At 72.2% G+C, this 13,752-nt stretch carries 11 protein-coding genes; 6 read left to right on the top strand and 5 right to left on the bottom strand.

The features are described from left to right. Nucleotides 1-283: 283 nt before the first annotated feature. From IF88_RS0118830 to IF88_RS0118820, 3 genes are all read left to right on the top strand, one after another. Nucleotides 284-1,696 (top strand): family 2B encapsulin nanocompartment shell protein, encoded by a 1,413-nt coding sequence (locus IF88_RS0118830; protein WP_030713214.1) that lies wholly within the window; start codon nucleotides 284-286, stop codon nucleotides 1,694-1,696. A gap of 113 nt (nucleotides 1,697-1,809) precedes the next feature. Continuing rightward, complete coding sequence (locus IF88_RS0118825; protein WP_030713210.1) at nucleotides 1,810-3,147, top strand: family 2 encapsulin nanocompartment cargo protein terpene cyclase; 1,338 nt, start codon at nucleotides 1,810-1,812, stop codon at nucleotides 3,145-3,147. A gap of 14 nt (nucleotides 3,148-3,161) precedes the next feature. Continuing rightward, on the top strand, nucleotides 3,162-4,055 hold the full coding sequence (locus tag IF88_RS0118820) for a geranyl diphosphate 2-C-methyltransferase (RefSeq protein ID WP_030713207.1): 894 nt from the start codon (nucleotides 3,162-3,164) through the stop codon (nucleotides 4,053-4,055). Nucleotides 4,056-4,126: 71 nt separating this feature from the next. Here the strand turns inward: IF88_RS0118820 and IF88_RS0118815 are convergent, their stop codons facing one another. Next, nucleotides 4,127-5,716, bottom strand: coding sequence for an FAD-binding oxidoreductase (locus IF88_RS0118815; protein WP_030713204.1), 1,590 nt, complete (start codon nucleotides 5,714-5,716; stop codon nucleotides 4,127-4,129). A gap of 63 nt (nucleotides 5,717-5,779) precedes the next feature. Here IF88_RS0118815 and IF88_RS0118810 point away from each other — a divergent pair, with 63 nt between their 5' ends. Next, nucleotides 5,780-6,427: a TetR/AcrR family transcriptional regulator gene (locus IF88_RS0118810; protein WP_030713201.1), complete on the top strand. Its 648-nt coding sequence runs from the start codon at nucleotides 5,780-5,782 to the stop codon at nucleotides 6,425-6,427. Here IF88_RS0118810 and IF88_RS0118805 read toward each other — a convergent pair. After that, nucleotides 6,396-6,863 carry a MarR family winged helix-turn-helix transcriptional regulator gene (locus tag IF88_RS0118805; protein ID WP_037806309.1) on the bottom strand — a complete coding sequence of 156 codons (468 nt, stop codon included), beginning with the start codon at nucleotides 6,861-6,863 and terminating at the stop codon, nucleotides 6,396-6,398. The genes IF88_RS0118810 and IF88_RS0118805 overlap by 32 nt on opposite strands. Before the next feature lie 89 nt (nucleotides 6,864-6,952). Between IF88_RS0118805 and IF88_RS0118800 the strand changes: the two genes are divergently transcribed. Together IF88_RS0118800 and IF88_RS0118790 are read left to right on the top strand one after the other, a co-directional pair. Then, nucleotides 6,953-7,819, top strand: coding sequence for an SDR family NAD(P)-dependent oxidoreductase (locus IF88_RS0118800; protein WP_030713195.1), 867 nt, complete (start codon nucleotides 6,953-6,955; stop codon nucleotides 7,817-7,819). A 1,365-nt stretch (nucleotides 7,820-9,184) separates the two neighbouring features. Beyond that, nucleotides 9,185-9,919 (top strand): NPP1 family protein, encoded by a 735-nt coding sequence (locus tag IF88_RS0118790; protein ID WP_420710990.1) that lies wholly within the window; start codon nucleotides 9,185-9,187, stop codon nucleotides 9,917-9,919. 39 nt (nucleotides 9,920-9,958) lie between these two features. Here the strand turns inward: IF88_RS0118790 and IF88_RS0118785 are convergent, their stop codons facing one another. The 3 genes from IF88_RS0118785 to IF88_RS0118775 are packed head-to-tail and all read right to left on the bottom strand — an operon-like array spanning nucleotide 9,959 to nucleotide 13,741. Beyond that, entirely contained in the window at nucleotides 9,959-11,095 is a 1,137-nt protein-coding gene (locus IF88_RS0118785) for a substrate-binding domain-containing protein (protein WP_030713191.1), read from the bottom strand. A gap of 34 nt (nucleotides 11,096-11,129) precedes the next feature. After that, nucleotides 11,130-12,191: an ABC transporter permease gene (locus tag IF88_RS0118780; RefSeq protein WP_030713188.1), complete on the bottom strand. Its 1,062-nt coding sequence runs from the start codon at nucleotides 12,189-12,191 to the stop codon at nucleotides 11,130-11,132. Then, complete coding sequence (locus IF88_RS0118775; RefSeq protein ID WP_030713185.1) at nucleotides 12,188-13,741, bottom strand: sugar ABC transporter ATP-binding protein; 1,554 nt, start codon at nucleotides 13,739-13,741, stop codon at nucleotides 12,188-12,190. Before IF88_RS0118775 ends, IF88_RS0118780 begins: the two co-directional genes overlap by 4 nt. Nucleotides 13,742-13,752 lie beyond the last annotated feature (11 nt).

Genomic DNA, 13,752 nt, shown 5'->3' with positions numbered 1-13,752 from the left:
CCGCCGGGGTTTCCGCGACCAGCCTCCTGGAGCCCCGGCCCCGACCCCGCAGACGGCGGGCTGGACCCGGCTGGATCTTGTCGGTCGGCCGGGCAAACGTGGTGTGGGTCAAGACCACTGCATCGAGGTAATGAGGACGGCGTGTCAGGGGCCGCCGGTCGTACCCGCCGTTAGTGTTCCCCGGGATCTGGACGGATTCTCGAATATTTCCCCCTCTTTTTCCTCTTTCACCGGTGACGTGCACGTATGCCGATCGCCGCCCTTACGAAGGAGAGCTGGACCGATGACCGTTGACACGAGCCCGGAAGCGCAGCTGGAACCGACCCAGCAGTCCAGCCTGAGTACGGCCGCCGCCCGAAACCTTGCCAGCACGACCAAGTCCGCCCCGCAGATGCAGGAGATCACCTCCCGGTGGCTGCTGCGGATGCTCCCCTGGGTGGAGACCAAGGGCGGCACCTACCGGGTGAACCGCCGGCTCAGCTACACCGTCGGCGACGGACGCATCGAGTTCATCCAGGACGGCGGCGACGTCCGGGTGATCCCCCGCGAGCTCGGCGAACTGGCCCTGCTGCGCGGCTTCGAGGACGAGGAGGTGCTGGCCGCGATCGCCGGCCGGTGCGTCCAGCGCGACTTCCGGACCGGCGAGGTGCTCGTCGAGCGCGGCACCCCCGCCGACCAGATCCACCTGATCGCCCACGGCCGGATCCGCCAGACCTCCGTCGGCAAGTACGGCGACGCGGTCGCCGTCGCCGTACTCGCCGACGGCGAGCAGTTCGGTGAGAACGCCCTGCTGGACACCGACGCCACGTGGGACTACACCGCCACCGCCGATACTCCCGGCACCCTGCTCACCCTGTCCCGCGCCGAGTTCGCCGCCGTGCTGTCCGGGGCGCCGGGCCTCCAGGCCCACGTCCAGCGGTTCAGCTCGCTCCCGCACCAGCGGCAGAACAAGCACGGCGAGGCCGAGATCGCGATGTCGGCAGGCCACACGGGCGAGGCCGAACTGCCCGGTGCCTTCGTCGACTACGAGCTCAAGCCCCGCGAGTACGAGCTCTCCATCGCGCAGACCGTACTGCGGATCCACACCAGGGTCGCCGACCTCTACAACGGGCCGCACAACCAGACGGAGGAGCAGCTCAGGCTCACCATCGAGGCGCTGCGCGAGCGCCAGGAGCACGAGCTGATCAACAACCGGGAGTTCGGCCTGCTCCACAACGCCGCCTTCAAGCAGCGGATCCAGACCCACTCCGGCCCGCCCACCCCGGACGACCTCGACGAGCTGCTCTGCCGTCGCCGCGGCTCGAAGTTCTTCCTCGCCCACCCCCGGACGATCGCGGCCATCGGGCGCGAGTTCAACTCCCGCGGGCTCTACCCGGACCACGTCGACGTGGGCGGCCAGCAGGTCCCGGCCTGGCGCGGGGTCCCGATCCTGCCCTGCAACAAGATCCCGATCAGCAAGGAGAACACCAGCTCGGTGCTGGTCATGCGAACCGGCGAGGACAACCAGGGCGTCATCGGCCTGCGCCAGACCGGCCTGCCGGAGGAGTACGAACCCGGCCTGTCGGTGCGCTTCATGGGCATCGACGAGAAGTCGATCATCTCCTACCTGGTCACCGCCTACTACTCCGCCGCGATCCTGGTGCCCGACGCGCTCGGCGTGCTGGAGAACGTGCAGATCGGCCGCAGGCGCGACTAGCGCGACCACCACCCCCGACTCCCACGACGCCCCCCTGGGCCGGCCCGGATCGCCCCGGGCCGGCCGAGCGTGCCCGGTCCGGGACAGCCCGCCCACCCATCAAGGAGCCACGGATGCCCGAGCCCGGGCCTTCCCCTCTGCAGTCGAGCCTGCCTGCCGCCGCGGCCCGTTTCGGGGCCCCCCTCTTCGCCAACGCCATGGCCTCCGGGGCCGAGGCAGCCGGCGCCGTGCCCGCGGTGCCCACCGTGCCCGCGGAAGTCCCCGTACGAGCGCCCGCCCATGTGCCCGTACACGTGCCCGCGGCAGGACCCGCATCCGACGGCGGAGCCGCCGCCGCGCGGCAGGCGAGCCCGGCCCTGGAACGGATCCTGCGCGGACCCAGCGGGCTGGGCACGGCGAGCCTGCACCTGGCCGCCCGGCCCGAGGAGCCGCTCGCGTCCGCGGTGCCCGAGGCGCCCGTGGAGCCGGTGCCGGGCCATCCGATCCCCGGCCTCTACCACCACCCGATCCCGGAGCCCGATCCCGCGCAGGTGGAGGAGGTCAGCCGCAGGATCAAGGACTGGGCGGTGGACGAGGTCGACCTGTACCCCGACGACTGGGAGGGCGAGTTCGACGGATTCTCCGTCGGGCGCTACATGGTCGCCTGCCATCCGGACGCCCCCAGCATCGAGCACCTGATGCTCGCCACCCGGCTGATGGTCGCCGAGAACGCGGTCGACGACTGCTACTGCGAGGACCACGGCGGCTCGCCCATCGGCCTCGGCGGACGCCTCCTGCTGGCGCACACCGCTCTCGACCCCCTTCACACGACGAAGGAGTACCAGCCGGAGTGGGCGCAGTCGCTCCACTCGGACGCGCCGCGCCGCGCCTACCGCTCCGCCATGGAGTACTTCCTCCGGATGGCCACCCCCTCCCAGGCCGACCGGTTCCGGCACGACATGGCCCGTCTCCACATGGGGTACCTCGCCGAGGCGGCGTGGGCCCAGACGGACCACGTACCCGAGGTGTGGGAGTACCTGGCGATGCGCCAGTTCAACAACTTCCGCCCCTGCCCCACCATCACCGACTCCGTCGGCGGCTACGAACTGCCCGCGGACCTCCACGCTCAGACCGCCATGCAGCGGGTCATCGCGCTCGCGGGCAACGCCACCACGATCGTCAACGACCTGTACTCCTACACCAAGGAACTCGCCGGCCCCGGCCGGCACCTGAACCTGCCCGTGGTGATCGCCGAACGCGAGGACATGTCCGAGCAGGAGGCCTACCTGAAGGCGGTCGAGGTCCACAACGACCTCATGCACGAGTTCGAAGCCGAGGCCGCCGCCCTGGCGGCCGCCTGTCCCGTACCGAGCGTGTCGCGCTTCCTGCGGGGCGTGGCCGTATGGGTCGACGGCAACCACTACTGGCACCAGACCAACACCTATCGCTACAGCCTGCCCGACTTCTGGTAAGGACGGACTTATCCGTGACTAGCACCGATCTCACCACCACCGCCACATCCGCGGACCCCTCCGTGATCATTCCCTCCCCGGCGACGCCCTACCAGGGCGACATCGCCCGTTACTGGAACAACGAGGCCAGGCCCGTGAACCTGCGGCTCGGCGACGTCGACGGCCTTTACCACCACCACTACGGAATCGGGGACGTCGACCACGCCGCCCTCGGCGACGCCGGCGACAGCGAGTACGAGAAGAAGCTGGTCGCCGAGCTCCACCGGCTGGAGTCCGCGCAGGCCGAGGTCCTCCTGAACCACCTCGGACCCATCCGGCGCGAGGACACCCTCGTCGACGCCGGCTGCGGCCGCGGCGGCTCCATGGTCATGGCCCACCAGCGCTTCGGATGCAAGGTCGAGGGCGTCACCCTGTCGGCCAAGCAGGCCGACTTCGCCAACCGGCGCGCCCGTGAACTCGGCATCGAGGACCACGTCCGCGCCCGCGTCTGCAACATGCTCAGCACGCCCTTCGAGACCGGGCGGGCCGCCGCCTCGTGGAACAACGAGTCGAGCATGTACGTCGACCTGCACGACCTCTTCGCCGAGCACTCCCGCGTCCTCGCGGTCGGCGGCCGCTACGTGACCATCACCGGCTGCTGGAACCCGCGGTACGGCCAGCCCTCGAAGTGGGTCTCGCAGATCAACGCGCACTTCGAGTGCAACATCCACTCCCGCCGCGAGTACCTGCGCGCGATGGCCGACAACCGTCTCGTACCGCAGGCCGTCATCGACCTGACGCCCGAGACGCTTCCCTACTGGGAGCTGCGGGCCACGTCCTCGCTGGTCACCGGCATCGAGGAGGCGTTCATCGAGTCCTACAAGGACGGTTCCTTCCAGTACATGCTGATCGCCGCCGACCGCGTCTGACCGCGCACGCCGGCCCGAGGGCCGGATCCGCCCCCCGGCGGACCCGGCCCCACCGCCGCCCACGGGTCCGGTCAGTCCACGAGGACGCCGGGGTTGAGGATGCCGTGCGGGTCGAGCGCCCCCTTCGCGGCCCGCAGCGCGAGGGCGAAGGGCTCGGGCCGCTGGCGGTCGTAGTCCGGGCGGTGGTCCCGGCCCACGGCGTGGTGGTGGGTGATGGTGGCCCGGTGGCGGTGCAGGACCTCGCCCGCGACGGCTTTGAGGTCGTCCCACAGGGCGACCTCGTCGCCGGGCCGGCCGGCGGCGAGGACGGTGAAGTACGGGGCCGCGCCGTCCGGATACACGTGCGTCAGACGGCAGTTGACCGTCGCGGGGTGTCCGGTGGCCTTGAGCGCCGCCGCGCCGACCTCGGTGCGCACCGCGTCGATCAGGCCGGGGATCCGGTCCCAGGTGGTGGCCGTCTCGAAGGTCTCCGCGACGGCGCCCATCCTGGCCAGGCCGTCGCGCAGGTAGGGCATCCGCAGGAAGGCCGAACGCCAGGCGCCCACGGCCGCGTCACCGGACCCTTTCGCCGCCTCGGCGCGGCCTCCGTGCGAGCGGGCCAGGGCGACGGCCCGTTCTAGTCGGCCGGTCACCGGTTCGTCCGCGGACTCGAAACCGAGCACCAGCACCGCGCAGCCGTCCTGGGCCGCGCCCGACAGCGCGGCCTCACCGGCGTCCAGCAGACGGCAGTTGGCGGGGGAGAGGTCGCACTGCGCGAGGGCGCGCACCGCCCGGAGCGCGTCGTGGAAGTCGGCGAAGGAGACCGCGGCGGAGGCCTTGTGGCGGGGGCGTTCCTGCACCCGGACCCATGCCTCGGTGATGATGCCGAGGGCCCCCTCGGAGCCCAGGAACAGGCGGTCGGGGGAGGGGCCGGCCCCGGAGGCGGGCAGCCGCCAGGATTCGCCGGTGCCTGCCGGGCTGACCACGCGCATCGACTGCACGAAGTCGTCGATGTGCGTACGGCCCGTGGCGTAGTGGCCGCCGGCCCGGGTGGCGAGCCAGCCCCCGAGGGTGGAGAACTCGAAGCTCTGCGGGAAGTGCCGCAGGGTGAGGCCGTGCGGCCGCAGCTGGTCCTCCAGGCTCGGCCCGAGGGTGCCCGCCTGGATGCGGGCGGACCGGCCCTCGGCGTCGACCTCCAGGACGCGGCCCATGGCGGTCAGATCGAGGGACAGCACCGCCCGGTGCTCGTCGCCGCGGTACTCCACGCCCCCGGTGACCGAGGAGCCCCCGCCGTACGGGACGACGGCGACCCGCCGCTCGCCGGCCCAGTCCAGCAGCTCGGCCACGTCCTGGTCGGCCAGGGGGCGGGCGACGAGGTCGGGGATGCGGCCGGGCCGCCCGCGCAGGGCGCGCATCACGTCGCGGTACGCCTTGCCCATGGCGTGGGCGGCGCGGTCCGCGGGATCGGCGGTGACCAGTCGGGCGAGGCTCCGCGGAGGCTGAACGGCGGAGCTCCCGATGCCCAGGTCCCGCACCCGGGGTACGGGCAGCGGGCGGGCGAGCGTACCGGGCAGGAGGGCGCCCATCGCGGCGCATTCGGCGTCGTCGGGATGGGCGTCGGCCCACCCCCAGCCCCACCAGGAGCGGGCACGGGACGTCGGTTGCGCGGTGGTGCCGGTCATGGGGCACTCCAGGGATCGAGGTAATTTACCTAGCGGTAAATTACCTACTGATAATATCCGCTCATGGCAACCCCACCCGCCCCGTCTTCGAAGGCCGGCACCAAAGGAGTCCCGCGGGAGCACCGCCGACGGCAGATGCTGGAGGCCGCCGCAGAGGAGTTCGGCACGCATGGCTACGCGGCCGCGTCGCTTCCCGCGATCGCCGCGCGCGTGGGCGTCACCAAGACGCTGCTGCACCAGTACCTCGGGACCAAGGAGGACCTGTACGTCGCCTGCCTGGTCCCGGTCGGGGACCGGCTGCTGGACGCGATCCGGACGGCGATGGGCCCGGACGGGACCGCGCCGCACACGCCGCTGCGCGTGCTGCACGGCATCTTCGCCGCCCTGGAGGGGCAGCGGGAGGCGTGGTTCGTGCTGTACGACACCACGCTGCCGGCGGGCGGTGAGGCCGCCCGCCGGGCTTCGGAGTACCGGGCGGTCATCGACGGGCTCGCCGCCGGCGGCACCGCCGACCTGCTGCGCGCGGCCGGATCCACCGACCCGCTGGACGCCGACGCGCTCAAGTACGTCTGGCGGGACCTGGTCGCCACCCTCGTGCGCTGGTGGGTCAAGCACCCGGAGCAGTCCCCGGAGGCCATGACCCGGCGCTGCGCCCGCCTCTTCGCGGCCGCCGCCACCCTCAGTCCTGGAGGCGGCCCTTCTCGGCCTTGAGCTTGCGCCACACGGTCCCCAGCGCCTCCAGGTCCCGCTCGTCGAGGAGCTGGGTGAAGACCGGGGCCAGGGCTTCCCGCCGGGTGGCGTCGGCCTCGGCGAAGAGCGTGCGGCCGGCCTCCGTGAGGGAGACCTCCACCGAGCGGGCGTCACGCGCCGAGGGCGTGCGGGTCACCAGGCCCCGGGTCTGCAGGGCGTCCACCACCCGGGAGACCTGGCTGCGGCTGAGCAGCGTGCTGTTGCCGAGGACGGAAGCGGGCACGGGCTCGGGGCTGGACGCCAGCCACAGCATGACCTCGAACCAGGACACGGGGAGGCCATGGGCCTTCACGAGGGCGCGGTCGACGCGGTCGGTCATCGTGGTGCCGGCCCAGACCAGCCCGTAGAAGGCGTAGTCGGCCGCCGGCATCTCGACTTCGGTGAGCTTCTTCGGCATGTCGGCAGTCTAGAGGTTGCGTGCGCACGCACATAACTCTATGGTGTGTGTGCACGCACATAAATCACGTTCCGTGAAAGGTGACCGTCATGTCGACCCTCCCCACCACCCCCGACGCCTCCCTCCGTACCGTCCTGATCACCGGCACCTCCTCCGGTATCGGCCTGGCGGCCGCCATCGCCGCCGCCGGCGCAGGCTGGCGTACGGTCGCCACGCTGCGTGACACCGGCAAGGCCGACGCCCTGCGCAAAGCGGCCGCCGAGGCGGGCGTCGAGCTCGACATCCGCCGGCTCGACGTCGTCGACGAGGACTCCGTCACCGCCGTCGTGAACGGCGTGATCGCCGACTACGGCCGCCTCGACGCGGTCGTGAACAACGCCGGCGCCGGACACGTGGGCACCCTCGAACTCGAAACCGTCGCCGACGTCCGCGAGGTCATGGAGGTCAACTTCTTCGGCGTGCTGAACGTCTCCAAGGCCGCGCTGCCGCACCTGCGGGCCACCGGCGGCCGCCTGATCACGGTCACCAGCGTCGGCGGCGTCATCGGCCAGCCCTTCAACGAGGCCTACTGCGCCGCGAAGTTCGCCGTCGAGGGATACATGGAGAGCCTGGCCCCCGTCGCGGGCGCCGTCGGCGTGAGCGTGTCCGTCATCGAGCCGGGCGCCGTGGCCACCGAGTTCGTCAACAACATCGGGCTCGACATCGAAGGCCGGATCGCCGCGGCCGGCCCGTACGCCGACGCGCTGCGCCACTACGTCGAGCGCACGGTCGGCCAGTTCCTGGACGGCGCCCAGACCCCGGCCGGCGCGGCCGAGTCCGTGATGGAGGCGCTGACCGTCGAGCGGCCCGCGTTCCGCATCCAGACCTCGCAGTGGGCCCGCGACTTCACCGGCAACAAGCTCGCCGACCAGGACGGCTCGGCGGTCGTCGGCATGACCGGAACCTGGGTCGCCTGACCGGTCACGACCCGGTCGGGGTGCCCGATCTGTGCCGCGCGCGGAACGGGGTCATCATGGCGGGAGGGCCGACGAAACCCTCCCGCGAGGGTGCGGCCGAGCGAGCCGGGAGGTGACCCCTACGCATGGACGAATCACGCAGAGCCTGGATCATGATCGGCGGCGTCGTCGCCGTCATCTTCCTGAACCTCATCGCCATCGTCCTGATGAACACCGTGGGGCGCTGACCGTCCCTACCTGAGTAGGAGGCGCCGGGACCGCTGAGTGCTTCTCCCAGCGCGCAGCGCAGGCCCACACGGCTTCGAGCTCGGGCCGGGGCTGTTCCTCGACCTCTCCGGAAACGGTGACGTCGAGCAGGCCGCCGCCGACGGCGGAAGGCCGCGCCCCGACGACCGACAGCTCGGCGGTCCGACCGGTCATGGCGCGGCCCGCGCGGTCGACGGCGATGATCTCCAGCCGGGTGGGGCCGTGGTCCCGCCACAGGAAGGGGCGTCGGGGTCGCAGCAAGCAAAAAAACATGAGCCCGAGCCCGACCGGCTCCGGACGCTTCCGGGGCTGGAAGAGCCGGGGAACCGCCGCGCAGGAGCCGTACGGCATGTATCCCTCGGCGGCGGAGAGGGTGAAGGCGACTGCTTCTGCCGTTCGTCCGACGGCGGCTCGGCGAACACCGCGATCGCTCCACTGCGGCCTCCACGGTGACGTCGACGAGTGAAGAGTCCGACGGGCAGGGCCGCCGGCCCACGACGACGGCGTCCGACAGCGCGTGGTGCCAGGCAGGCCCCTGCTCGCCGACGCGCTCCTCGATCAGCATGTCGCCGATCCGCCCACCGTCCTTGCCGTCGACGGCGTGGCGGAGCGGGCCGAGCGGAGCGCACGCCGGCGGTTCGGCGAACAGCCCTGCCACGTCCGCGCACTTCGCCAGCAGGTCGTACCCGCGGGCTTAGGGGTCGTTCCAGCCCTCCGGCCCTGATCCCTCTCCTCCACGAGGACGTACCGGAGCGGCGTGCCGCGCTCCCGGCCCCAACGCTCACGCCAGGGTTCGTCATACCGCACATCCAGACCGCACATTCAGCAGGGGGCAGTCCGGGATCTCACCCGCTTTTCGCGCAGGCGGGCGGCCGCGCGGTCGCGGATCGGCGGACCGCACATGTCCTGACATCCAGTCACATCACTTTGCGCAGGCTGATGTTGAGGTCGACTCGAAGATGGAAAGAGGGGTCGCTGGGGCTCTTGCCGTGCCGCCCGCGGTTCGCGAATGATGCTCCGGGCGTGTCGGCCGGAGGCGGCCGCGCTTCGCCCGCCCTCGTCGAGCCGACCGGTCAGGAGCCCGTTTTGCGGACGAACCGTCACATCCGGAGATCAACCGTGGTCGTCGGGGCAGCCCTCGCGCTGGTCGTCGGCATCCCCCAGGTGGCCTTCGCCGCCCCGCCCCCGGCCCTGCCCGGCCAGGCCGAGGCGATCGAGCGGACCTTCCAGCCCGCCTACGACTACGACACCGACGGCTGTTACCCGACCCCCGCCATAGGCCCGAGCGGAGAACTGAACGGCGGACTCAAACCCACCGGCGCCCTCAACGGCAACTGCCGGGACGCCTCGGACCTCCAGAACACCAACGGCTACTCCCGCTGGAAGTGCAACAACGGCTGGTGCGCCGTGGTCTACGCGCTCTACTTCGAGAAGGACCAGGCCCTCGCCGGCATCTCCCTCGGGGGCCACCGCCACGACTGGGAACACGTGGTGGTGTGGATCCAGAACAACGAGGCCAAGTACGTCGCGACCTCCGCCCACGGCGACTTCAACGTCCACACCCGCGACCAGATCCGCTGGGACGGCACCCACCCCAAGATCGTCTACCACAAGGACGGGGTCGGCACGCACTGCTTCCGCGCGGCGAACACCAACGACGAGCCGCCCGAGAACCACCGCGGCACCTGGCAGTTCCCCACGCTCGTCGGCTGGTCGGGCTACCCCGCCACCCTGCGCGACAAGCTCAGCCAGGCCGATTTCGGCAGCGCGCACTTCGGCCTGAGGGACGACTCCTTCGCCTCCCACCTCGCCGAGGCCAAGCCGGCGGGCATCCCCTTCGACCCGTACCAGTAGGCGGCGCTGGCGGCCCCCGGCGACTGCCGGGGGCGTGCGTCACCTGCCCCAGATCCTGAGGTACCCCTCGCGGTAGCCGGACGGATCCCAGGACGTGGCGCCGTCGCTGTTGTCGGCCGTCGCGATGTGGACGGGGGCCACGTAGCCGCTGGCGGGCCGGCCGGCGAAGGCGCGGTTGAACTCGTCGACGATCTGCCAGCCCTGCTGGGACAGCGGCTCGGGGACGGTGGCGGCCTGGAACTGCTCGCTGTTGATCCGCTGGAAGGCGGACGGGTCGCCGTCGCCCGCGCCGATGTTGAAGGGCGCTCCGGCCCCCGGCTTTCCGGCCGCGCGCAGGGCCGGGGCCGCGTCCGCGAAGTACAGGTCGTTGATGGCGACGGAGTGGGTCCAGTCGTCCTGGAAGCGGGAGACGAGGGAGGAGACCGCCTGCGGGGTGCGGCTGGCGGCGTCCGGGATGGGGATGTTCTCGGTCGTCAGGAGGCGTACGCCGGAACAGGTGGCCAGCTCTTGGCGGATGAGCTCGGCCTTGTTCTTGGCGAAGGGGATCGAGTCGTCGGTGAAGAGGACGACTCCGGCGTCGCCGCGGGACCGGGCGATGATCCAGTCCGCGCTGATCCCGGCCACGTCCTCCACCTTCGTGGTGACGTTGGTGAAGAGCCGGGGGTGCTCGCTCGGGCCGGGCGATCCGACCGCGTGCCAGCCGACGACCGGGATGTGCGCGGCCTCGGCCCCCGCCATCTGCTGCGAGGTCAGCTGGGGGTCGAAGCCGCCGATGACGATGCCCGAGGGCTTGAGCGTGATGGCCTGGCTGAGCGCCGCCTGGATGCCGGCGGGGGTGCCGTCCCCGTCGATCACCCGGAGCTTCCAGCCGATGGCCTTCGCGGCCTCCTCGACGCCCTTCGCGACGCCCGCGACACCGGGGTTGGTCATGGTCTGCGCGACGTAGACGAGGGTCTTGCCGGACGCCGCCGGGGGCCCGCTGGTCGGACCGTGCCAGACGGCGTCGGAGTTCTCGGCCTGCCGGACGGCCGCCTCGGCCCTCGCGAGGGTGGCGGGGCACCCGGTTTCGGACGGCCCGGCTCCCGTCGACGGGCCGCTCCCGCAGCCGGCGACGAGGACCGTGGCCGCCGTCAGCAGGGCTGCGGCCGTGGGGGTGGTCTTGCGGTTCGGGTACACGGTGCTCCTGGCGCGGGTGCGCGTACGAGGTCTGCTACGGGTGGCTGTCCTGCGGTGGTGCGGCCGACGGCTCCGCGGGGGACCGGCGGGCCGCCGTGGTGCCGGCGCGCAGCCGGCGGCGGGCGGAGTAGCCGGCGAGGCCGACGGCGATGAGCAGGGTGCCGCCGTTGAACAGCGGCGTGGCCCAGAACTGGGCGCCGAGCTGGCCGATGCCCGCCAGGCCGATGGCGAGGACGGTGACGGCCACGACGGTGCCGAGGACGTTGGCGCGGCCGGGTTTGATCGTGGTGGCACCGAGGAGGGCGCCGACGAAGGCGGGCAGCAGGTACTCCAGCCCGACGCTGGGGTTGCCGGTCTGCTGCTGGGCCGCGAGGAGGACCCCGGCGCAGCCGACGATCAGACCCGACGCGGTGAAGGCGCAGACGGAGTACCGGTGGGTGGGGATGCCGAGGATGTCGGCGGCGCGCGGGTTGGAGCCGATGACGTACAGGTACCGGCCGAGCGGCAGCCGTTCCAGGACCACCCAGAGGACGGCCGTGAGGGCGAGGACGTAGAAGGCCGGAACCGGCAGGCCGAGGAACCGGGAATCGTAGAGGCCGGTGAAGGCGGCGGGCAGGCCGGCTGGGCCGGGGACGATCCGGCCGCCGTCGGTGATCCAGCCGGTGAAGGCGTACATGATGCTGCCGGTGCCGAGCGTGGCGATGAAGGAGTCGATCTGCCCGAACTCGACGATGAGGCCGTTGGCCGCGCCCGACACCGCCCCGCCGAGGACCACCACGAGGCAGGCGAGGGGCCAGGGCCAGCCCCCGTTGACGATGAGCTGCATCACCAGCACGTGCGCCAGGCCGAGACCGTAGCCGATCGACAGGTCGAACTTGCCGGCGGCGATCGGGACCGTCGCGCCGAGCGCCAGGAGGGCGGGGATCGACTGGTTGGAGAGGATCGAGGAGATGTTGTCCCGGGTGGGAAAGGTGCCCGGCAGGGTGAGGGAGAAGACCAGGAAGAGCAGGACGGCGAGGGCCGGGAGACCGTAGCCGCCGACGAGGTGCCCGCGAAGGTGGCCCAGCAGCGACCGGGGCGAGGGGGGTGGGGTCATCGGGTCGTCGCGGTCCCGGTGATCGGGGGCATGGCCGAGGCGGTCCGGGTGAGTTCGGTGACGGTGAGGGACGCACCGGTCAGTTCGGCGCTCACGGTCCCGCGGACGAACACCAGCGCGCGGTGGCACACGTCCGCGACCTCCTCGAAATCGGTGGAGATGAGCAGGACCGCGAGGCCCGAGGCCAGCGCGTCGTCGAGCAGCCGGTGGATCACGGCCTTGGCGCCGACGTCCACACTGGCGGTCGGCTCTTCGAGGACGAGCAGGCGCAGGTTCCCGCGGAGCCACCGGCCGACCATCACCTTCTGCTGGTTGCCGCCGGACAGGGTGGCGATCGGCACCTCGCTGTCGCGGGGGTGCACCGAGAAGCGGTCGATCAGGGCGGTGGCCTCGGCGCGCTCGCGCCGGGGGCCGGTCCACCGCAGCGCCGGGACACCGGCCGCCCGGGGATTCGCGAGGAAGTTCTCCCGTACGGTCAGTTCGGCGGCGCAGCCCTCCTCCTGACGGTTGCCCGCCACGAAGCCGACGCCGGAGTCGAGGGCGGCGCAGACCCGGCGCGGGCGGTAGGGCCGGCCGTCGAGCAGCACCCGTCCGCCGAGGATCGGCCGGGCGCCGGCGAGGGCGCGGCCCAGGTCCATGTGGCCGGCGCCCGTCAGGCCCACCATGCCGAGGATCTCGCCGGCCCGCAGGTCCAGGCTGACCGGTCCGGCGTACGCGGTCCGCACGAGGTCGAGGCTCAGCAGGGGCGGGCCGGCGGCGGAGCGGGGCGCGGTCGGCGCGTGGGCGGCCGGCTCGTGGCCCACGATGGCGCGCACCAGCCGGGCGGGGCCGAAACCGGCGAGGGGACCGCGCTCGACCACGCGGCCGTCGCGCAGGACGGCGAAGGTGTCCGCGACCTTGTACACCTCGTCGAGGCGGTGGCTGACGTAGAGGATGCCGTGCCCCCGGTCGCGCAGGGCGTGGAGGACCGCGAACAGCCGGGCGCAGTCCGCGGCGGGGAGGGTGGCGGTCGGCTCGTCGAGCACGATGAGCTCGGCGTCGGTGGCCAGGGCGCGGGCGATGGCGACGAGCGAGCGCTCGGCGGGGGCGAGGTCGGCGATGCGGGCGTCGGCGTCCAGGTGTCCGGCGACGATCCGCAGGGCCTCGTCGCAGCGTTCCCGGGTGCGCCGCCAGGAGATCAGTCCGCGCCGGCGCGGGTAGCCGGCGCCCAGGGCGATGTTCTCGGCCACCGTCATCCACTCGACGAGACCGAGGTCCTGATGGATGAAGGACATGGTCCGGGCGGCGGCGTGGGAGCCGAGCGGGTGGCCGGCCACGGTCACCTCGCCCTCGTCGGCGGGGTGGACCCCGGCGAGCACCTTGATGAGGGTGGACTTGCCGGCGCCGTTGGGGCCGAGCAGGGCGAGCACGCTGCCCCGGTGGATGTCGAGGTCGACCGCGGCCAGCGCCACCGTGCCGCCGAACCGCTTGCCGAGACCGCGCATGCGTACGAGCGGTTCGCCACCGAGGGGAGGGGGCGGGTTCATCGAGGTGTCGGGAGCGTCATGCACAGACTTCTCCG

The organism is Streptomyces sp. NRRL F-2580, assembly GCF_000720115.1.
Classification (GTDB): domain Bacteria; phylum Actinomycetota; class Actinomycetes; order Streptomycetales; family Streptomycetaceae; genus Streptomyces.
Note: the sequence above shows the minus strand (reverse complement) of the source record. Positions and strands in the feature narration are given on the sequence as shown.